Consider the following 18,389-nt stretch of genomic DNA (forward strand, 5'->3'; position numbering starts at 1 on the left):
GCATGAGTACTCATACTTTCAAACCCGACATGCCTCCACCCAACAGCAGCATCGGCGTGGTGGCGTGGATGCGCGCAAACATGTTCTCCAGCTGGCTCAACACCCTGCTGACGCTGTTTGCGTTCTACCTGATCTATCTGGTCGTGCCACCGATCCTCAGTTGGGCGATCGTCGACGCCAACTGGGTCGGCACCACGCGCGCCGACTGCACCAAGGAAGGCGCCTGCTGGGTGTTCATTCAGCAGCGTTTCGGCCAGTTCATGTACGGCTACTACCCGACCGAACTGCGCTGGCGCGTTGACCTCACCGTATGGCTGGCGGTCATCGGCGCAGCGCCGTTGTTCATCTCGCGCGTGCCGCGTAAAGCGGTGTACGGCCTGAGCTTCCTGGTGCTGTACCCGATCATCGCCTTCATCCTGCTGCACGGCGGTTTCGGTATGACCACCGTGCCGACCAGTCAGTGGGGCGGCCTGATGCTGACCCTGGTGATCGCCACCGTCGGCATCGCCGGCGCTTTGCCGCTGGGTATCGTGCTGGCGCTGGGGCGGCGTTCGAACATGCCGGCGATTCGCGTGGTCTGCGTGACCTTCATCGAGTTCTGGCGCGGCGTGCCGTTGATCACCGTATTGTTCATGTCCTCGGTGATGCTGCCGCTGTTCCTGCCAGAAGGCATGAACTTCGACAAGCTGCTGAGGGCGCTGATCGGCGTGATCCTGTTCCAGTCGGCCTACGTCGCCGAAGTGGTGCGCGGTGGTCTGCAAGCGATTCCCAAAGGGCAGTACGAAGCGGCTGCGGCGATGGGCCTCGGTTACTGGCGTTCGATGGGCCTGGTGATTCTGCCGCAAGCGCTGAAGCTGGTGATCCCGGGCATCGTCAACACGTTCATTGCGCTGTTCAAGGACACCAGCCTGGTGATCATCATCGGCCTCTTTGACCTGCTCAACAGCGTCAAGCAAGCCGCCGCCGACCCGAAATGGCTGGGCATGGCCACCGAAGGCTACGTGTTCGCCGCCCTGGTGTTCTGGATTTTCTGTTTTGGTATGTCGCGCTATTCCATGCATCTGGAACGCAAGCTCGACACTGGCCACAAGCGTTAGGAGTTCTCTGTAAATGAGCGAAGCAATCAAAAAGCCTGTGGGTCCGGAAGGCATCATCCAGATGCAGGGCGTGAACAAGTGGTACGGCCAGTTTCATGTACTCAAGGACATCAACCTCAACGTCAAACAGGGCGAGCGCATCGTCCTGTGCGGCCCGTCGGGTTCCGGTAAATCGACCACGATTCGTTGCCTGAATCGTCTGGAAGAACACCAGCAGGGCCGCATCGTCGTCGATGGCGTGGAACTGACCAACGACCTCAAGCAGATCGAAGCGATCCGCCGCGAAGTCGGCATGGTGTTCCAGCACTTCAACCTGTTCCCGCACCTGACCATCCTGCAGAACTGCACCCTGGCGCCGATGTGGGTGCGCAAGATGCCCAAGCGCAAGGCCGAAGAAATCGCCATGCATTACCTGGAGCGCGTACGCATTCCGGAGCAGGCGCACAAATATCCGGGGCAGCTTTCCGGCGGTCAGCAACAGCGTGTGGCGATCGCCCGCGCCTTGTGCATGAAGCCGAAAATCATGCTGTTCGACGAACCGACTTCAGCGCTTGATCCGGAGATGGTGAAAGAGGTTCTGGACACCATGATCGGTCTGGCCGAAGACGGCATGACCATGCTCTGCGTGACCCACGAAATGGGCTTCGCCCGCACCGTGGCCAACCGCGTGATCTTCATGGACAAGGGCGAGATCGTTGAGCAAGCGGCGCCGAATGACTTCTTCGACAATCCGCAGAATGATCGGACCAAGTTGTTCTTGAGTCAGATTTTGCATTGATGGTAGATGAGTAAAAAGCAACCCGGCCATGTGCCGGGTTTGTTTTTCTGGGGGTCAGGAGACGGAAAGGGATTCGTGTTCTTTGTGAACAATGTGCTCGAAACCTCTCAAATCTGCACCTTCGCCGAAAGTCTTCACATCGGTTAGCAAGTGCGGGTAGCGCTCCAATAAGCGCATTAACAGTATCAGCGGCTTGGGCGGCAATACCTCGCCCCGCTCATAGCGAGAGAATGCGTTATGCCCCCCTCCAGACAGCAGTTGCACCGTCTCTTTTTGCGTCAGGTGCAATTTGCGACGAATCTTTTTCATCTCGTTGCCAATCATTTTTCTGCTGGCGATAACGAGCTCATCGCATGCGTCCGAGTAGCGCTGCCCGCACACTTCATCGAGTTCGATTTCTCCGCACTTCTGGCACTCCCAACCCGAAAGATGGTCAACGCGGCGCTCCATGCCTTTGACGCTCAACGTTTCGCCTCGACCTTCGAAATGCACCATGCCTTCAGAGGCGCCGCAACTGAGACACTGTTGCGTATTCATGAATTGTTCTCCTTGAAGGAGATCACCGGCGGGCGTCTGTCGTAGTGATAGGACACGTTTATGTAAATCTCCAGACCATGTGAATTGATGTGATAGACGTCCTGCCAGATACGGTGGTTGTCATAGGTCGTCATCGACTTGTAGAGCATGTTGCGCTGCAGCATGAAGACGACTTCCTGCATGTCTGCAAGTGTCAGCTCCATATCGGAACCGGTTCTCCTCGCTGAGTGTGTGAATGCCCTCCAGCCTAATCTCCTGACATCCGCCTTGATCACCGCCAAGTCGTAATGGGGTGTGTTCTTGTCCATAAGAAGCCAAAACCCTGTCCCTGAAATTACCCTTAAAGGGTAATTTTGACCAATCGAAAATGCCGCTCCATGTGTCTCCGATTGACCCTAGGTGGTTGCCGTCCTACATGGGTCTGACTAACATGTCGGAAAATTCATCCTATGATTGGATGAAAAGGTGAGGTTCATGTCCGACATTTCCCCTTTGATCAAGCGGTCCCTGGTCGATCAGGCTTTGGATCAACTGCGTCAGCGCATCAACAGCGGTGCGTGGCAGATCGGCGAGCGGCTGCCGACCGAGCCTGAGCTGTGCGCCGAGCTGGGCATCAGCCGCAACACGGTGCGTGAGGCGATGCGTGTTCTGGCGTTCTCGGGATTGATCGAAATTCGCCAAGGCGACGGCAGTTATCTTCGTGCGCTGGTCGACCCGCTCGACACACTTAAAGCGTTGTCCCGCTGTTCGCTGGAGCAGGCCCGGGAGACCCGGCACATCCTTGAAGTCGAGGCCATCGGCCTGGCGGCGTTGCGTCGTACCGATGAGGATCTGGCGGCGCTGCGTGAAGCGCTCGGCACCAGCGGCAGCCATTATCACGGCGATCTCGACACTTATATCGCCTGCGATCTGGTGTTCCATCGCCGCCTGGTCGACGCCGCGCACAACCCGACCCTCAGCGAGCTGTATCGCTATTTCTCCAGCATCGTCGGCGCGCAATTGCGCCAGACCCTGAATATCTCCCCGCGCCGTCAGGAAGTGTTCGATCTGCACATCGACTTGCTCGATGCGGTCGAGCAACGCGACCCGGAACGGGCCAAAGCCTTGTCGAGGCAGTTGATCAATGAACCTTGAAACCGAGAAATCCATGTCCCGCAGTGAGTTATCCACAGCGTCGAAACGCTCCCCAGAACTTGAAGAGCTGCTGATCGATGCCGAGGCTGATGACGAGCAGGTGCAGCAAAGCCATCCGTTGGTAAAACGTCCATGGTTGCTGCTGCTCGGGCTGATTCTGGTAGCGCTGAACCTGCGCCCGGCGTTGTCGAGCATGGCGCCCTTGCTCAGCGAGGTCTCCAGGAGTCTCGGATTATCTGCGGCGCAGGCGGGATTGCTGACCACGTTGCCGGTGCTTTGTCTGGGTTTGTTTGCGCCGCTGGCGCCGATTCTGGCGCGGCGTTTCGGTGCTGAGCGCGTGGTGCTGGGGATTTTGCTGACGCTGGCCGGCGGCATCATCCTGCGCAGCAATTTCGGCGAGATCGGCCTGTTCGCCGGCAGCGTCCTTGGCGGCGCCAGCATTGGCATCGTCGGCGTGCTGCTGCCGGGCATCGTCAAACGCGACTTCGCCAAGCACGCCGGGACCATGACCGGCGTCTACACCATGGCGCTGTGCCTGGGCGCAGCGATGGCGGCGGGTTCGACCGTGCCGCTGAGTGAACACTTCGACAACAGCTGGGCGATGGGCCTGGGCTTCTGGGTGATTCCCGCATTGGTGGCGGCGGTTTTCTGGCTGCCACAAGTCGGCTCCAAACATGGCGCACACAACGTCGCCTATCGCGTGCGCGGGTTGCTGCGTGATCCGCTGGCCTGGCAGGTGACCTTGTACATGGGCCTGCAATCGTCGCTGGCCTACATCGTGTTTGGCTGGTTGCCGTCGATCCTCATCGGTCGCGGGCTGACACCGACTCAGGCCGGATTGGTGCTGTCCGGTTCGGTGATCATTCAACTGGCCAGTTCGCTGGCCGCGCCGTGGCTGGCGACCCGTGGCAAGGATCAGCGTCTGGCGATCGTGGTGGTCATGGCGCTGACCCTGGCCGGCCTGTTCGGCTGCCTGTACGCACCGATCGAAGGTCTGTGGGGCTGGGCGATTCTGCTCGGACTGGGGCAGGGCGGCACGTTCAGTCTGGCGTTGACCCTGATCGTGCTGCGCTCGCGCGATTCCCATGTCGCGGCGAACCTGTCGAGCATGTCCCAGGGTTTTGGCTACACGCTGGCGTCGATGGGGCCATTCGCCGTGGGCGTGGTGCATGACTGGACCGGCGGCTGGAATGCGCTGGGCTGGATTTTCGGCATTATCGGCGCCGGTGCGATCATTGCCGGGCTGGGCGCAGGGCGTGCGTTGTATGTGCAGGTGCAAAGCGAAAAGCTCTGAATGCACTGGTTGCAAATGTGGGAGCGAGCCTGCTCGCGAAAGCGGTGTTCGGTCAACAAAGGTGTTGAATGTTGAATTGCCTTCGCGAGCAGGCTCGCTCCCACAAGGGTTTTGCGTATTGCCGATAGTGTTTCTGCGCGCGGCAGATTATGGTGCTGGCAATCTGTATATCTTTCTTTGGAGATTGCCTTGAGCGAAGCCCACAGCGCCCTGATCACTCGCTTCTACCAGGCCTTCCAGCGCCTCGATGCCGAAGCCATGGCCGCCTGCTATACCGATGACGTGGTCTTCAGCGATCCGGCCTTCGGTGAGTTGCGCGGTCGCGATGCCGGCGACATGTGGCGCATGCTCACCGCCCGCGCCAAGGATTTCTCCCTGACCTTCGACAACGTCCGCGCCGACGAGCGTACCGGTGGCGCGCATTGGGTGGCGACTTACCTGTTCAGCCAGACCGGCAATGTCGTGGTCAACGATATCCAGGCGCGCTTCGTGTTCCGTGACGGCAAGATCTGCGAGCACCACGATCACTTCGATATGTGGCGCTGGTCGCGGCAGGCGCTGGGTTTCAAAGGTCTGCTGCTGGGCTGGACACCGCTGGTGCGCAACGCCGTACGTGCCCAGGCGCGCAAGGGACTGAAGGCATTTCAGGCCGGGCGCTGATAAGATCGCCGCCTGTTTTCCTACACGTTCAGATCCCGAAGTGACCAGTCTTAGCGAACAATCCGTCGACGCTGCCGAACCAGCGAGCAAATCCTGGTTCGTCTACCTCGTGCGTGCCGCCAATGGCTCGTTGTATTGCGGAATCAGCGACGACCCCGTACGCCGTTTCGCCAAGCACCAGAGCGGCAAGGGCGCGCGGTTCTTTCTTTCCAGCCCGGCGATGGCGCTGGTCTACACCGAACTGTGCCGCGACAAAAGCGATGCTCTGCGCCAGGAACGGCTGATCAAGAAGCTGCGCAAAAGCGCCAAGGAATGCCTCGTCGCGTCTTATCAATCTGACTGATTGGTTCCCATCAGGCAGATCTGTAGGCTGCTAATCCAATGCACGCTAAGCTGCGGGCTCACTATCTGAGCGGCGGAGCCGAGCATGTCTGAGTTGATTCTGCACCATTACCCGACCTCTCCATTCGCCGAGAAGGCCCGCCTGCTGCTGGGTTTCAAAGGCCTGTCCTGGCGTTCGGTGCATATTTCCCCGGTGATGCCAAAGCCGGATCTGACCGCGTTGACCGGTGGCTACCGCAAGACCCCGGTGTTGCAGATCGGTGCTGACATCTATTGCGACACCGCACTGATCGCTCGACGCCTGGAACAGGAAAAAGCCCTGCCGGCGTTCTTCCCCGAGGGCCAGGAAATGACCAGCGCCAGTTTTGCCGCGTGGGCCGATTCGGTGGTGTTCCAGCACGCCGTGAGCCTAGTGTTCCAGCCGGAATCGGTGGCGGTGCGTTTCGGCAAATTGCCGCCGGAAGCGATCAAGGCCTTCCTGGCCGACCGCGCCGGTTTGTTCAGCGGTGGCAGCGCCACGCGTCTGTCCGCCGAGCAGGCCAAGCATCAGTGGCCGACGATCATGGCGCGGCTGGAGCAACAGTTGCAGCGCGAACAGGGTGACTTCCTCTTTGGCGAACCGTCGATTGCCGACTTCGCGTTGGCGCATCCGCTGTGGTTCCTCAAGGCGACCCACGTCACGGCGCCGCTGGTGGATGAATATCCGGCGGTCGCGGCGTGGCTGGGTCGGGTGCTGGGGTTCGGCCATGGCGCAGCGAGCGAGATGTCTTCCGCCGAGGCATTGGAGGTCGCGCATAACGCGACGCCAGCGGCATTGCCGGATGAGCGGTTCGTCGATCCGAACGGCTTCAAGGCCGGCCAGCAAGTGGCAATTGCCGCTATCGATTACGGCGTTGATCCGGTGGTGGGCGAGCTGCTGTTTGCTGGCAGTGAAGACCTGATCATTCGCCGTGAAGACGAACGTGGCGGCGTGGTGCATGTGCACTTTCCGCGTTTTGGGTTCCGTATCGAAGCGCGCTGATTTATCCAGTCAGCTGCAAAACCTGTGGGAGCGAGCCTGCTCGCGAAGACGATGGATCATTCAACATTATCGTTGGCTGATGCAGCGCTTTCGCGAGCAGGCTCGCTCCCACAGTGGACTATTTCAGGGCAGCGAGGATTTCGTCTGGATCAAATCCGCGAATCAACGTGCCGTTCACATCGATCAGCGGAATCCCGCGCCCACCCAGTGCCTCATACGCCTGGCGCGCATCGGCATCCTTCTCGATGTCGAACTCCTTGAACGGTATGCCCTTGCTGTCGAGAAAGCGTTTGGTCTGTTTGCAGTAGCCGCACCAGTCGGTGGCATAGAGCACGACGTTGGCTTGCGCCCGGGTCTGCGGCGAGACCATTTGCGCGGGATTGAACACCCGCTCGATCTTGCCCCAGTTCTGATAGACCACGACCACCAGCAATACCAGGGCGACTTTTTTCAGCACATTGCCGAGCATCAGTTACGCCGCTTCAACTGATCGGTCAGCGAAGTCGGCAGGCCTTTGATGATCAGGGTGCCGTTCTCTTCGTCGTACTCGATCTTCGAACCCAGCAGGTGCGCTTCGAAGCTGATCGACAGGCCTTCGGCGCGGCCGGTAAAGCGGCGGAATTGGTTGAGGGTACGTTTGTCCGCCGGGATCTCCGGCGACAGGCCATAGTCCTTGTTGCGGATGTGGTCGTAGAAGGCCTTCGGGCGTTCTTCGTCGATCAGCTCTGACAGTTCCTCAAGACCCATCGGTTCGCCGAGCTTGGCCTGGCTGCTGGCGTAGTCGACCAGCGTTTTGGTTTTCTCGCGGGCCGAGTCTTCCGGCAGGTCTTCGCTCTCGACAAAGTCGCTGAAGGCCTTGAGCAGTGTGCGCGTCTCGCCGGGGCCGTCGACGCCTTCCTGGCAGCCGATGAAGTCGCGGAAGTACTCCGAGACCTTCTTGCCATTCTTGCCCTTGATGAACGAGATGTACTGCTTGGACTGCTTGTTGTTCTGCCACTCGGAAACGTTGATCCGCGCTGCCAGATGCAATTGGCCGAGGTCGAGATGGCGCGAAGGCGTCACGTCGAGCTCGTCGGTTACCGCCACGCCTTCGCTGTGGTGCAGCAGGGCGATTGCCAGGTAGTCGGTCATGCCTTGCTGATAGTGGGCAAACAGCACATGGCCACCCACCGACAGGTTGGATTCCTCCATCAGCTTCTGCAGATGCTCGACCGCCACTTTACTGAACGCGGTGAAGTCACGGCCGCCTTCCATGTACTCCTTCAGCCAGCCGCTGAAGGGGAACGCGCCGGATTCCGGATGGAACAGGCCCCAGGCTTTGCCCTGTTTGGCGTTGTAGCTTTCGTTGAGGTCGGCGAGCATGTTTTCGATGGCTGCGGACTCGGCCAGTTCGGAGTCACGGGCATGCAGAACTGCGGGCGTGCCGTCGGGTTTTTTGTCGATCAGGTGGACGATGCAATGACGGATCGGCATGGGCTTCTCGGCTGTTGGAAGGGAGGAGGGCAGGCTCCCCCGAAAAAGCGCTCAGTGTACCCGAATCTCTATCTGAGGCTCTGTGCAGGAGCTACCGAAGCTTGCGATCTTTTGATCTTGTTTTTGAAAAAAACAAAGTCAAAAGATCGCAGCCTTCGGCAGCTCCTACAGGGGGTTGAAGGCTGAAACCGGGGCAAGGGGCCGGCCTTATGTGGTTTTTTACCGATTTAGCGCAATAAAGCTGACCAAATGGGTAGCTAGAGGCGGATATTTCCTTGTCGCTGTGCTAGTTTTGCCCGGTCTTACGCGAAGTCACTGCGTTAAGCGTGCATTCAGCATTTGTCAGGTCGAACCAAACCCTGATTTCGGCATCTATAACCCGACTCGTCGTGGTTATCGCCGAGGGTGCCAGATCCAGAAGATCGGGCTCGATGGCTGACACTGCACTCTGCAATCCATATGAATTTGATAGGGAAGGAACACTACATGGCTCTTACTAAAGACCAACTGATCGCCGACATCGCTGAAGCTATCGACGCGCCGAAAACCACCGCGCGTAACGCTCTGGACCAACTGGGCCAAATCGTTGCCGATCAGCTGGAAAACGGCGGCGAAATCACCTTGCCAGGTATCGGCAAGCTGAAAGTGACCGAGCGTCCTGCCCGCACCGGCCGTAACCCTTCGACTGGCGCTGCCATCGAAATCCCTGCAAAGAAAGTGATCAAGCTGGTTGTGGCCAAAGGCCTGACCGACGCTGTGAACAAGTAAGACGCAGCGATAAAAAAAAACCGTGCTTCGGAGTGATCCGGGGCACGGTTTTTTTGTGTCTGCAATTCGGTGGGTATGTCACTGAACCATTGTGGGAGCGAGCCTGCTCGCGAATGCGGTGGTTCAGTCACCTTGGATGTCGACTGATAGACCGCTTTCGCGAGCAGGCTCGCTCCCACAGGTCGATCTACAGCGCCTTAGCGCACCCAGCGCTCACGCCGCCAGATCTGCTGCTCGGACTTGGTCTGGAAGGTCCAGGCGACAAAGCGGCTCTGCTTCTGCCCCTGCGACATCTCCACGACCTGGCTTTCCAGTACGCCGGCCTTCTTCAGTGCCGTCTCGATGGCCGGCAGGTTCGAGGCCTTCGACACCAGGGTGCTGAACCACAACACCTTGTGCTGAAAGTTCGCGCTCTCGGCAATCAACTGCGTCACGAAGCGCGCTTCACCGCCTTCACACCACAGCTCCGCCGATTGCCCGCCGAAGTTCAGCACCGGCAGCTTGCGTTTCGGGTCGGCCTTGCCCAAGGCGCGCCACTTGCGCTCGCTGCCCTTGGTCGCTTCTTCCATCGAAGCGTGGAACGGCGGGTTGCACATGGTCAGGTCGAAACGCTCGCCCGGCTCCAGCAAGCCGATGAGGATGTGCTTGCGGTTTTCCTGCTGGCGCAGCTGGATCACTTTGCTCAGATCATTGGATTGCACGATGGCTCGCGCCGCCGCCACGGCTGTCGGGTCGATCTCCGAGCCGAGGAAGTGCCAGCGATATTCGCTGTTGCCGATCAGCGGATAAACGCAGTTGGCGCCCATACCGATGTCCAGCACATTGACGATCGCGCCGCGCGGCACCTTGCCGTCGTTCATGCTCGCCAGCAGGTCGGCGAGAAAGTGCACATAGTCGGCACGCCCCGGAACCGGAGGGCACAGATAGTCCGCCGGGATATCCCAATGTTGAATACCGTAGAACGCCTTGAGCAGCGCCCGATTGAACACCCGCACCGCGTCGGGGCTGGCGAAGTCGATGCTTTCCTTGCCGTACGGGTTGGTGATCACGTACTTGGCCAGTTCCGGCGTGGTCTTGATCAGTGCCGGAAAGTCGTAACGACCCTGATGGCGATTGCGCGGATGCAGGCTGGCCTTCTCACGCGGCTCGACGGCTTTGCTCGGGGACGCGGCGTCAGGCTTCTTGCGCGCAGGTTTGGGTGTGCGGGGGGCGGTCATGGGCGTGGTCGATTCGGGTATGGCTGAAAGTGGCGGGCATTGTCCCACATCTGAAGGCAACACCGTTCAAACTGTGGGAGCGAGCCTGCTCGCGAAGGCGGTTGCACATCCGGCAGATTTGTCGGCTGACTCAGCGCTTTCGCGAGCAGGCTCGCTCCCACAGGGGACTCGAGGTTTTGCAGGAATAAAAAAGGGAGGCCACTTGGGCCTCCCTTTTTCAGTGCGATTTGCCGTTACAGACTGGCAATCCGCGCGTGCTGCTCGGCCAGTTTGCCCAGGGCCTGTTCGGCCTCGGCCAGTTTGGCGCGTTCCTTCTCGATGACTTCGGCTGGGGCTTTGTCGACGAAACCGGCGTTGGACAGCTTGCCGCCAACGCGTTGGACTTCGCCCTGCAGGCGCAGGATTTCCTTGTCCAGACGCGCCAGTTCGGCGCCTTTGTCGATCAGGCCGGCCATTGGCACCAGCACTTCCATCTCGCCCACCAGTGCGGTAGCGGACAGCGGTGCTTCTTCGCCAGCGGCGAGTACGGTGATCGATTCCAGACGCGCCAGCTTCTTCAGCAGCGCTTCGTTCTCGGTCAGGCGGCGCTGGTCTTCAGCGCTGACGTTCTTCAGGAAGATCGGCAGTGGCTTGCCCGGGCCGATGTTCATCTCGCCACGAATGTTGCGCGTGCCGAGCATCAGTTCCTTGAGCCATTCGATGTCGTTTTCCGCCGCCGGATCAATGCGCTCTTCGTTAGCCACCGGCCAAGGCTGCAGCATGATCGTCTTGCCCTGAATACCGGCCAGCGGCGCGATGCGCTGCCAGATTTCTTCAGTGATGAACGGCATGAACGGGTGCGCCAGGCGCAGCGCCACTTCCAACACGCGCACCAAGGTCCGGCGAGTGCCGCGCTGACGTTCGACCGGCGCGTTCTCGTCCCACAACACAGGTTTGGACAGTTCCAGATACCAGTCGCAGTACTGGTTCCAGATGAATTCGTACAGCGCTTGCGCGGCGAGGTCGAAACGGAACTGATCCAGTTGACGGGTCACTTCGGCTTCGGTGCGTTGCAGTTGCGAGATGATCCAGCGATCGGCCAGCGACAGCTCGTAGGCTTCGCCGTTCTGGCCGCAGTCTTCGCCCTTGTCCAGAACGTAACGCGCGGCGTTCCAGATCTTGTTGCAGAAGTTGCGATAGCCTTCGACGCGACCCATGTCGAACTTGATGTCGCGACCGGTCGAGGCCAGCGAGCAGAACGTGAAGCGCAGGGCGTCGGTGCCGTAGCTTTCGATGCCATTGGCGAATTCTTCGCGGGTGGCTTTCTCGATCTTCTTCGCCAGTTTCGGTTGCATCAGGCCCGAGGTGCGCTTCTGCACCAGGGTTTCCAGGTCGATGCCGTCGATGATGTCCAGCGGGTCAAGGACGTTGCCCTTGGACTTGGACATCTTCTGGCCCTGGCCGTCGCGTACCAGACCGTGTACGTACACAGTCTTGAACGGAACTTGCGGCGTGCCGTCTTCGTTCTTCATCAGGTGCATGGTCATCATGATCATCCGGGCAACCCAGAAGAAAATGATGTCGAAACCGGTGACCAGCACGTCGGTGGAGTGGAATTTCTTCAGGAACTCGGTCTGCTCAGGCCAGCCCAGGGTCGAGAAGGTCCACAGCCCCGAACTGAACCAGGTGTCGAGTACGTCGTTGTCCTGTTGCAGCGCAACGTCCGGGCCGAGGTTGTGCTTGGCACGCACTTCGGCTTCGTCGCGACCGACGTAGACTTTGCCCGACTCGTCGTACCAGGCCGGAATCCGGTGGCCCCACCACAGCTGACGGCTGATGCACCAGTCCTGGATGTCGCGCATCCACGAGAAGTACATGTTTTCGTACTGCTTGGGCACGAACTGGATGCGACCGTCTTCAACGGCAGCAATCGCCGGCTCGGCCAGAGGCTTGGTCGATACGTACCACTGGTCGGTCAGCCACGGCTCGATGACCGTGCCGGAGCGATCGCCTTTCGGCGTTTTCAGGTTGTGATCGTTGACGCTCACCAGCAGGCCGGCAGCGTCGAACGCGGCAACGATCTGCTTGCGCGCTTCGAAACGTTCCAGGCCAGCGAACTCGGCCGGAATCTTGCCGTCGATGCTCTCGTTCAGCGTGCCGTCGAGGTTGAACACCTGGGCGGCAGGCAGCACGTTGGCGTTCTTGTCGAAGATGTTCAGCAGCGGCAGGTTGTGGCGCTTGCCGACTTCGTAGTCGTTGAAATCGTGGGCCGGGGTGATTTTCACGCAGCCGGTGCCGAATTCAGGGTCGCAATAATCGTCGGCGATGATCGGGATGCGCCGGCCAACCAGTGGCAGCTCGACGAATTTGCCGATCAGCGCTTTGTAGCGCTCGTCGTTCGGGTTCACCGCGACGGCGGAGTCGCCGAGCATGGTTTCCGGACGGGTGGTGGCAACGATCAGGAAGTCATTGCCCTCGGCGGTTTTAACGCCATCGGCCAATGGGTATTTCAGGTTCCACAGGAAGCCTTTCTCTTCGTGGTTTTCCACTTCGAGGTCGGAAATCGCCGTGTGCAGTTTGGTGTCCCAGTTGACCAGACGCTTGCCGCGATAGATCAGGCCGTCCTCATGCAGACGCACGAAGGCTTCCTTGACCGCTTCCGAGAGGCCGTCGTCCATGGTGAAGCGCTCGCGGCTCCAGTCGACGGACGAGCCGAGGCGGCGGATCTGCCGGCTGATGTTGCCGCCGGACTGATCTTTCCACTCCCAGACTTTCTCGAGAAATTTTTCCCGGCCCAGATCGTGACGATTCTGGCCCTGGGCTTCGAGTTGGCGCTCCACCAGCATCTGCGTGGCGATACCGGCGTGGTCGGTGCCCGGCTGCCACAGGGTGTCGCGACCCTGCATGCGGCGGAAACGGATCAACGCGTCCATGATCGCGTTGTTGAAGCCGTGACCCATGTGCAGGCTGCCGGTGACGTTCGGCGGCGGGATCATGATGGTGTAGGACTCGCCCGCGCCTTGCGGGGCGAAGTAGTTCTCGGACTCCCAGGTCTTGTACCAGGAAGTTTCAATGGCGTGCGGCTGGTAGGTCTTATCCATGCGCGGCGGGACCCTATTGGCATTTATTCAGGAAAAGCCGGGAAGTATAGCCGTGGGGACAGCCACAAGCCACAAGCTGCAAGCTTCAAGAGGAGCGCGGCGGATTTGCTTTGGCTTTGGCTTGCAGCTTAAAGCTTGCCGCTTGCAGCTGCAGCGAGCAGCCGCTCCATCCGCGCATCGAGGCGGCGTTTGATTTCGGTTTCGATGTGCGGGGCGAAGTCGTCGATCACGTCTTGCATGATCAATTGCGCGGCGGCGCGCAGTTCGCTGTCCAGGTGCAGGAGAGCGTCGGGACCTTTGTCGACCGGCGCAGCAGCCTGGGCAGCCTGGGGCGGCGCTAGTGGAGGCTCGACGGCCGCCGGCTGGTTGCCGACGGAGTCGAACAGCATTGGAATCTGTTCCTGTTCGCTGTCATCGACCGTATCGGTCAACAGCGGCGGTTGCAGGTTGTCATCGCCGAGCAACTGGCGGATCGATTCGAGATCGTCCAGCAGGTGTGCGGACTTCTGTTGCGGTTTCGGAGTGTCCATTGGAGTGCTCAGAGTCGCTGTAAACGGTGGTCTTGCAGAGAATAGCCCTGTTCGCGGTAGAAACGGAAACTCTCCCGCGCCGCCGCTCGGATGGTCGGATCTTCCACCACCACTTCCGCCACGCGGGCGAATTTGCTGGCGAAGGCCGGGACTTTCAGGTCGAGATTGACCAGCAGATCCTGATGCTCACCGCAGTCTTGCCCGAGTCCCAGCACGATCAAACCGTCCGGTTCGCTGTCGGCCGGGCCGTGGGGCACGAAGCTTTCACCCTTGAATGCCCACAGACGCGCATCGAGATCGTCACGCTGAGCCGAATCGCTGCAATGCAGGTAGATGCGGTGGCCCATGCGCCAGGCTTTCTCGGTGAGCTTGCAGACGAAATCCAGGCGCGCCGAAGGATCGGCGCTGGGCAGGATATAGAAGTCGACTTTGGTCATTGCGGTTCCAGAGCGGCAAGTGGCGTCACCCGAGGGTGACGCCACCTTTCAGCGGTTTCAGGCCTTGGCGCGATCCAGCAGGTACTGGGTCAGGAGGGGGACCGGACGGCCAGTGGCGCCCTTGTCCTTGCCGCCGCTGGTCCAAGCGGTGCCGGCAATGTCCAGATGCGCCCAGTTGAGGTTCTTGGTGAAGCGCGACAGGAAGCAGGCGGCAGTAATGGTGCCGGCCTTCGGCCCGCCAATATTGGCGATGTCGGCGAACGGGCTGTCCAGTTGCTCTTGATACTCATCGAACAGCGGCAGTTGCCAGGCGCGGTCGTCGGCAGCCTTGCCGGCGCTGAGCAACTGGTCGATCAGTTCGTCGTTGTTGCCCAGCAGGCCGGACGTGTGTGCGCCCAGGGCCACTACGCAAGCACCGGTCAGGGTGGCGATGTCGATCACCGCTTGTGGCTTGAAGCGCTCGGCGTAGGTCAGCGCATCGCACAGCACCAGACGGCCTTCAGCGTCGGTGTTGAGGATTTCCACGGTCTGGCCGCTCATGGTGGTGACGATATCGCCCGGACGCGATGCATTGCCGCTCGGCATGTTTTCGGCGCAGGCGAGGATGCACACCAGATTGATCGGCAGTTTCAGCTCAAGCACGGCGCGCAGCGTACCGAAAACAGAAGCAGCGCCGCCCATGTCGTATTTCATCTCGTCCATGCCGGCGCCCGGCTTCAGGCTGATGCCGCCGGTATCGAAGGTGATGCCCTTGCCGACCAGTGCGAACGGCTTCTCGGATTTTTTGCCACCGCTGTATTGCATGACGATCAGGCGCGGCGGCTGGGCGCTGCCCTGGCCCACTGCGTAGAACGAGCCCATGCCGAGGGATTTGATCTTCTTCTCGTCGAGTACTTCGACTTTCAGATCCTTGAACTCTTTGCCCAGGTTCTTGGCCTGTTCGCCCATGAAGGTCGGGTGGCAGATGTTCGGTGGCAGGTTGCCCAGATCGCGGGTGAAGGCCATGCCGTTGGCGATAGCAGTGGCGTGATTCACGGCGCGCTGCACTTCGGCTTGCGCAGCCTTGATGGTCAGCAGAGTAATTTTCTTCAGGGCGCGCGGTTCGGCTTTCTGGCTCTTGAACTGGTCGAAGGTGTAGCCGCCGTCGACCAGGGTTTCTGCCAGCAGGCGAGTCTTGCCGTAGCTGTCGCGACCTTTGACGATGACTTCATCCAGCGCCAGCACGGCATCGCCGCCGCCCAGGCCTTTGAGGGTGTTGAGGATGCCGGCAACGATTTTGCGGAACGGACGGTCGCCCAGCTCCTCGTCCTTGCCCACGCCGACCAGCAACACGCGCTCGGCTTTCAGGTTCGGCAGGCTGTGCAGCAGCAGGCTCTGACCGACCTTGCCGGCCAGGTCGCCACGCTTGAGCACGGCGCTGATTGCGCCGCCGCTCGACTCGTCGACCAGTCTGGCGGCGACGCCGAGTTTGCGGCCTTCGCCGACGGCAACCACCAGGGTGGCGGTTTTCAACGTTTCTGGGCTAACGCTTTTTACAACCAGTTCCATGTCCGGATCCCTGAATGAATGGTCAACACGCAGGCGTTCGACGTTGTCCGCAGTCGCCTGCTTATAGATAGAAGAGGCGCAGGCCAAAGCCTGCGACAAGGGCCGCAGTTTGAACCTCGCTCCCCGCGCCTGACAACCCTCAGCAAAGGATTACAGCGATGGATGAGTGTGCGCAGTGACAGGCGCACCCAATCACAGGATAATGCCGCATCTTTTTTCGACCGCTCTGCATGGCGGGCCGGTCGATGTGTTTGCTTGTTTGGCCGCCTTAGCCTGACAACCCTGGAGTGTCTGGTTTGATCGTCTTCCGTTATCTGTCCCGCGAAGTCCTGTTGACCCTCAGCGCCGTAAGTGCCGTGCTGCTGGTCATCATCATGAGCGGTCGCTTCATCAAATACCTGGCGCAGGCTGCGGCCGGTCAGCTCGATCCGGGCTCGCTGTTCCTGATCATGGGCTTTCGTCTGCCGGGTTTCCTGCAACTGATTCTGCCGCTGGGCCTGTTCCTCGGGATCCTGCTGGCCTACGGTCGCCTGTATCTCGAAAGCGAAATGACCGTGCTCTCGGCCACCGGCATGAGCCAGCAGAAGCTGTTTCGCATGACCCTGTTTCCGGCAACGCTGGTGGCACTGGTGGTGGCGTGGCTGAGCCTCGGCCTGGCTCCGCAGGGCGCCAACCAGTTCCAGCTGCTGCTGAACAAGCAGGACGCGCTGACCGAGTTCGATACCCTCGAACCGGGCCGCTTCCAGGCCTTGCGTGACGGTACTCGGGTGACTTACACCGAAACCCTGAGCGACGACCGCGTCAATCTCGGCAGTGTGTTCATCTCGCAGAAGAACCTCGGCGCCGATAAAAAGGACCGCGGGATTTCCGTGCTGGTGGCCGAGTCGGGCCGTCAGGAAATCCGCCCCGACGGCAATCGCTACCTGATCCTCGACAACGGTTTTCGCTATGACGGCAGCCCGGGGCAGGCCGATTACCGCGCCATTCATTACGAAACCTACGGTGTGCTGCTGCCCAAGCCGGATGTGAGCGAAGAAGTCACCGATCGTGACGCAATGCCGACCTCGTCCCTGTGGGGCAGTGATGACATCCGTTCGAAAACCGAACTGCAATGGCGCATGTCCCTGCCACTGCTGGTGTTCATCGTGACCCTGATGGCGGTGCCGCTGTCGCGGGTGAATCCCCGTCAGGGGCGTTTCCTCAAGCTGCTGCCGGCGATTCTTCTTTATATGGCTTACCTGACCATCCTGATTGCCGCTCGCGGCGCCCTTGAAAAAGGCAAGATCCCGCCGGCCCTTGGCCTGTGGTGGGTACACGCGATCTTCCTGGTGATCGGCCTCGGCCTGCTTTATTGGGAGCCGCTGCGCCTGAAGCTGGCCAGCCGTCGCAGCGCCGCGCTGGAGGTGGCCCGTGGTTAAACTCGACCGCTACATCGGCAGCAGCGTATTCATGGCGATCATCGCCGTGCTGGCGATCATCCTCGGCCTGGCAACGCTTTTCGCCTTCATTGATGAAATGGGCGACGTCAGCGACACCTATACACTGGTCGATGTCCTCAGTTTCGTATTGCTGACCGCACCGCGCCGGCTCTATGAAATGCTGCCGATGGCGGCATTGATCGGCTGCCTGATCGGTCTCGGCAGTCTGGCCAGCAGCAGTGAGCTGACAGTCATGCGCGCTGCTGGCGTGTCGATCGGCCGTATCGTCTGGGCGGTCATGAAGCCGATGCTGGTGCTGATGCTCGCCGGCGTGCTGATCGGCGAATACGTCGCCCCGGCCACCGAAAGCATGGCCCAGGCCAATCGCTCGCTGGCCCAGGGCAGCGGCGATGCGCAAAGCGCCAAGCACGGTATGTGGCACCGTCAGGGTGAGGAATTCATCCACATCAATGCGGTGCAACCGAACGGTCTGTTGTACGGCGTGACGCGCTATCACTTCGACAAGGAGCGCCATCTGCTCAGCTCCAGCTTCGCCAAAAAGGCCGAGTTCGACGGCAGCAAGTGGCAGCTCACCGACGTCGCCACCACGCTGTTCCACGAGCGCAGCACTGAGGTCGTCAATGCCCCGAGCGAGGAGTGGGACGTGGCGTTGAGCCCGCAACTGCTCAGCACCGTAGTCATGGCGCCGGAATCGCTGTCGATCAGCGGTCTGTGGGGCTACATCCACTATCTGGCCGAGCAGGGCCTGAGCAATGGCCGTTACTGGCTGGCATTTTGGGTCAAGGTGTTGCAGCCGCTGGTGACCGCCGCGCTGGTGCTGATGGCGATCTCGTTCATCTTCGGCCCGCTGCGTTCGGTGACCCTCGGCCAGCGTGTTTTCACCGGCGTGCTGGTGGGCTTCACCTTCCGCATCGTCCAGGATCTGCTGGGGCCATCGAGTCTGGTGTTCGGTTTCTCGCCGCTGTTTGCGGTGCTGGTGCCGGCCGGCGTGTGTGCGCTGGCAGGCGTCTGGCTGCTCAGGCGCGCGGGCTGAT

The 18,389-nt window shown here is 60.3% G+C and carries 19 protein-coding genes; 10 read left to right on the forward strand and 9 right to left on the reverse strand.

Annotated features, from left to right (window positions below):
• Nucleotides 1-2 precede the first annotated feature (2 nt).
• Together PS14A_RS04110 and PS14A_RS04115 are read left to right on the forward strand one after the other, a co-directional pair.
• The gene (locus PS14A_RS04110; protein ID WP_110600243.1) at nt 3-1,097 is read left to right on the forward strand and encodes an amino acid ABC transporter permease; all 1,095 of its coding nucleotides are present in this window, start codon (nt 3-5) and stop codon (nt 1,095-1,097) included.
• Between the two features lie 13 nt (nt 1,098-1,110).
• Entirely contained in the window at nt 1,111-1,875 is a 765-nt protein-coding gene (locus PS14A_RS04115; RefSeq protein WP_016771581.1) for an amino acid ABC transporter ATP-binding protein, read from the forward strand.
• A 54-nt stretch (nt 1,876-1,929) separates the two neighbouring features.
• On the opposite strand, the gene PS14A_RS04120 is transcribed toward PS14A_RS04115, so the two are convergent.
• On the reverse strand, nt 1,930-2,412 hold the full coding sequence (locus tag PS14A_RS04120; protein WP_130912785.1) for a type II toxin-antitoxin system MqsA family antitoxin: 483 nt from the start codon (nt 2,410-2,412) through the stop codon (nt 1,930-1,932).
• Nucleotides 2,409-2,720 (reverse strand): type II toxin-antitoxin system MqsR family toxin, encoded by a 312-nt coding sequence (locus tag PS14A_RS04125; RefSeq protein ID WP_212615376.1) that lies wholly within the window; start codon nt 2,718-2,720, stop codon nt 2,409-2,411. Before PS14A_RS04125 ends, PS14A_RS04120 begins: the two co-directional genes overlap by 4 nt.
• A 166-nt stretch (nt 2,721-2,886) precedes the next feature.
• Here PS14A_RS04125 and PS14A_RS04130 point away from each other — a divergent pair, with 166 nt between their 5' ends.
• The 5 genes from PS14A_RS04130 to PS14A_RS04150 all read left to right on the forward strand — a co-directional run bounded on the left by PS14A_RS04130 (nt 2,887) and on the right by PS14A_RS04150 (nt 6,863).
• The gene (locus tag PS14A_RS04130; RefSeq protein ID WP_130912783.1) at nt 2,887-3,546 is read left to right on the forward strand and encodes a FadR/GntR family transcriptional regulator; all 660 of its coding nucleotides are present in this window, start codon (nt 2,887-2,889) and stop codon (nt 3,544-3,546) included.
• Entirely contained in the window at nt 3,536-4,840 is a 1,305-nt protein-coding gene (locus PS14A_RS04135; protein WP_130912782.1) for a CynX/NimT family MFS transporter, read from the forward strand. The genes PS14A_RS04130 and PS14A_RS04135 overlap by 11 nt, the downstream gene beginning before the upstream one ends.
• 189 nt (nt 4,841-5,029) lie before the next feature.
• Nucleotides 5,030-5,500: a nuclear transport factor 2 family protein gene (locus PS14A_RS04140; RefSeq protein WP_212615377.1), complete on the forward strand. Its 471-nt coding sequence runs from the start codon at nt 5,030-5,032 to the stop codon at nt 5,498-5,500.
• 40 nt (nt 5,501-5,540) lie between these two features.
• Nucleotides 5,541-5,843: a GIY-YIG nuclease family protein gene (locus tag PS14A_RS04145; protein ID WP_130912780.1), complete on the forward strand. Its 303-nt coding sequence runs from the start codon at nt 5,541-5,543 to the stop codon at nt 5,841-5,843.
• A gap of 84 nt (nt 5,844-5,927) precedes the next feature.
• Nucleotides 5,928-6,863, forward strand: a complete 936-nt coding sequence (locus PS14A_RS04150) for a glutathione S-transferase family protein (protein WP_212615378.1) — start codon at nt 5,928-5,930, stop codon at nt 6,861-6,863.
• Nucleotides 6,864-6,981: 118 nt separating this feature from the next.
• Here PS14A_RS04150 and PS14A_RS04155 read toward each other — a convergent pair whose 3' ends face one another.
• Both PS14A_RS04155 and yejK read right to left on the reverse strand, forming a co-directional pair.
• Nucleotides 6,982-7,332 (reverse strand): glutaredoxin family protein, encoded by a 351-nt coding sequence (locus PS14A_RS04155; protein ID WP_016771573.1) that lies wholly within the window; start codon nt 7,330-7,332, stop codon nt 6,982-6,984.
• Nucleotides 7,332-8,336, reverse strand: a complete 1,005-nt coding sequence (gene yejK / locus PS14A_RS04160; RefSeq protein ID WP_039759184.1) for a nucleoid-associated protein YejK — start codon at nt 8,334-8,336, stop codon at nt 7,332-7,334. Before yejK ends, PS14A_RS04155 begins: the two co-directional genes overlap by 1 nt.
• A gap of 486 nt (nt 8,337-8,822) precedes the next feature.
• On the opposite strand from yejK, the gene PS14A_RS04165 reads away from it, so the two are divergent.
• A complete protein-coding gene (locus PS14A_RS04165) occupies nt 8,823-9,104 on the forward strand; it encodes an HU family DNA-binding protein (protein ID WP_003221909.1) in 282 nt (93 codons plus the stop codon).
• A gap of 197 nt (nt 9,105-9,301) precedes the next feature.
• On the opposite strand, the gene rlmF is transcribed toward PS14A_RS04165, so the two are convergent.
• From rlmF to PS14A_RS04190, 5 genes are all read right to left on the reverse strand, one after another.
• Nucleotides 9,302-10,321: a 23S rRNA (adenine(1618)-N(6))-methyltransferase RlmF gene (gene rlmF, locus PS14A_RS04170; RefSeq protein ID WP_016771571.1), complete on the reverse strand. Its 1,020-nt coding sequence runs from the start codon at nt 10,319-10,321 to the stop codon at nt 9,302-9,304.
• Between the two features lie 233 nt (nt 10,322-10,554).
• Nucleotides 10,555-13,401 carry a valine--tRNA ligase gene (locus tag PS14A_RS04175; RefSeq protein WP_073473636.1) on the reverse strand — a complete coding sequence of 949 codons (2,847 nt, stop codon included), beginning with the start codon at nt 13,399-13,401 and terminating at the stop codon, nt 10,555-10,557.
• Nucleotides 13,402-13,529: 128 nt separating this feature from the next.
• Complete coding sequence (locus tag PS14A_RS04180) at nt 13,530-13,931, reverse strand: DNA polymerase III subunit chi (protein ID WP_212615379.1); 402 nt, start codon at nt 13,929-13,931, stop codon at nt 13,530-13,532.
• An 8-nt stretch (nt 13,932-13,939) separates the two neighbouring features.
• A complete protein-coding gene (locus PS14A_RS04185) occupies nt 13,940-14,368 on the reverse strand; it encodes a DNA polymerase III subunit chi (RefSeq protein ID WP_212615380.1) in 429 nt (142 codons plus the stop codon).
• 57 nt (nt 14,369-14,425) lie between these two features.
• Nucleotides 14,426-15,916 carry a leucyl aminopeptidase gene (locus PS14A_RS04190; RefSeq protein ID WP_137215433.1) on the reverse strand — a complete coding sequence of 497 codons (1,491 nt, stop codon included), beginning with the start codon at nt 15,914-15,916 and terminating at the stop codon, nt 14,426-14,428.
• A gap of 296 nt (nt 15,917-16,212) precedes the next feature.
• Here PS14A_RS04190 and lptF point away from each other — a divergent pair, with 296 nt between their 5' ends.
• Complete coding sequence (lptF, locus tag PS14A_RS04195; RefSeq protein WP_130910109.1) at nt 16,213-17,334, forward strand: LPS export ABC transporter permease LptF; 1,122 nt, start codon at nt 16,213-16,215, stop codon at nt 17,332-17,334.
• Nucleotides 17,327-18,388: an LPS export ABC transporter permease LptG gene (lptG, locus tag PS14A_RS04200; RefSeq protein ID WP_122601897.1), complete on the forward strand. Its 1,062-nt coding sequence runs from the start codon at nt 17,327-17,329 to the stop codon at nt 18,386-18,388. Before lptF ends, lptG begins: the two co-directional genes overlap by 8 nt.
• Nucleotide 18,389: the final 1 nt, after the last annotated feature.

It is taken from the genome of Pseudomonas sp. 14A (assembly GCF_018132745.1).
Lineage (GTDB): Bacteria > Pseudomonadota > Gammaproteobacteria > Pseudomonadales > Pseudomonadaceae > Aquipseudomonas > Aquipseudomonas mercuritolerans.

Excerpts from the sequence above, each read along its gene's own strand:
- PS14A_RS04190 (WP_137215433.1), bottom strand. The coding sequence starts at position 15,916 with ATGGAACTGGTTGTAAAAAGCGTTAGCCCAGAAACGTTGAAAACCGCC.
- PS14A_RS04165 (WP_003221909.1), top strand. The coding sequence starts at position 8,823 with ATGGCTCTTACTAAAGACCAACTGATCGCCGACATCGCTGAAGCTATC.
- PS14A_RS04175 (WP_073473636.1), bottom strand. The coding sequence starts at position 13,401 with ATGGATAAGACCTACCAGCCGCACGCCATTGAAACTTCCTGGTACAAG.
- PS14A_RS04130 (WP_130912783.1), top strand. The coding sequence starts at position 2,887 with ATGTCCGACATTTCCCCTTTGATCAAGCGGTCCCTGGTCGATCAGGCT.
- PS14A_RS04150 (WP_212615378.1), top strand. The coding sequence starts at position 5,928 with ATGTCTGAGTTGATTCTGCACCATTACCCGACCTCTCCATTCGCCGAG.
- PS14A_RS04135 (WP_130912782.1), top strand. The coding sequence starts at position 3,536 with ATGAACCTTGAAACCGAGAAATCCATGTCCCGCAGTGAGTTATCCACA.
- PS14A_RS04110 (WP_110600243.1), top strand. The coding sequence starts at position 3 with ATGAGTACTCATACTTTCAAACCCGACATGCCTCCACCCAACAGCAGC.
- rlmF (WP_016771571.1), bottom strand. The coding sequence starts at position 10,321 with ATGACCGCCCCCCGCACACCCAAACCTGCGCGCAAGAAGCCTGACGCC.
- PS14A_RS04115 (WP_016771581.1), top strand. The coding sequence starts at position 1,111 with ATGAGCGAAGCAATCAAAAAGCCTGTGGGTCCGGAAGGCATCATCCAG.
- PS14A_RS04155 (WP_016771573.1), bottom strand. The coding sequence starts at position 7,332 with ATGCTCGGCAATGTGCTGAAAAAAGTCGCCCTGGTATTGCTGGTGGTC.
- yejK (WP_039759184.1), bottom strand. The coding sequence starts at position 8,336 with ATGCCGATCCGTCATTGCATCGTCCACCTGATCGACAAAAAACCCGAC.
- PS14A_RS04185 (WP_212615380.1), bottom strand. The coding sequence starts at position 14,368 with ATGACCAAAGTCGACTTCTATATCCTGCCCAGCGCCGATCCTTCGGCG.
- PS14A_RS04125 (WP_212615376.1), bottom strand. The coding sequence starts at position 2,720 with ATGGACAAGAACACACCCCATTACGACTTGGCGGTGATCAAGGCGGAT.
- PS14A_RS04120 (WP_130912785.1), bottom strand. The coding sequence starts at position 2,412 with ATGAATACGCAACAGTGTCTCAGTTGCGGCGCCTCTGAAGGCATGGTG.
- PS14A_RS04180 (WP_212615379.1), bottom strand. The coding sequence starts at position 13,931 with ATGGACACTCCGAAACCGCAACAGAAGTCCGCACACCTGCTGGACGAT.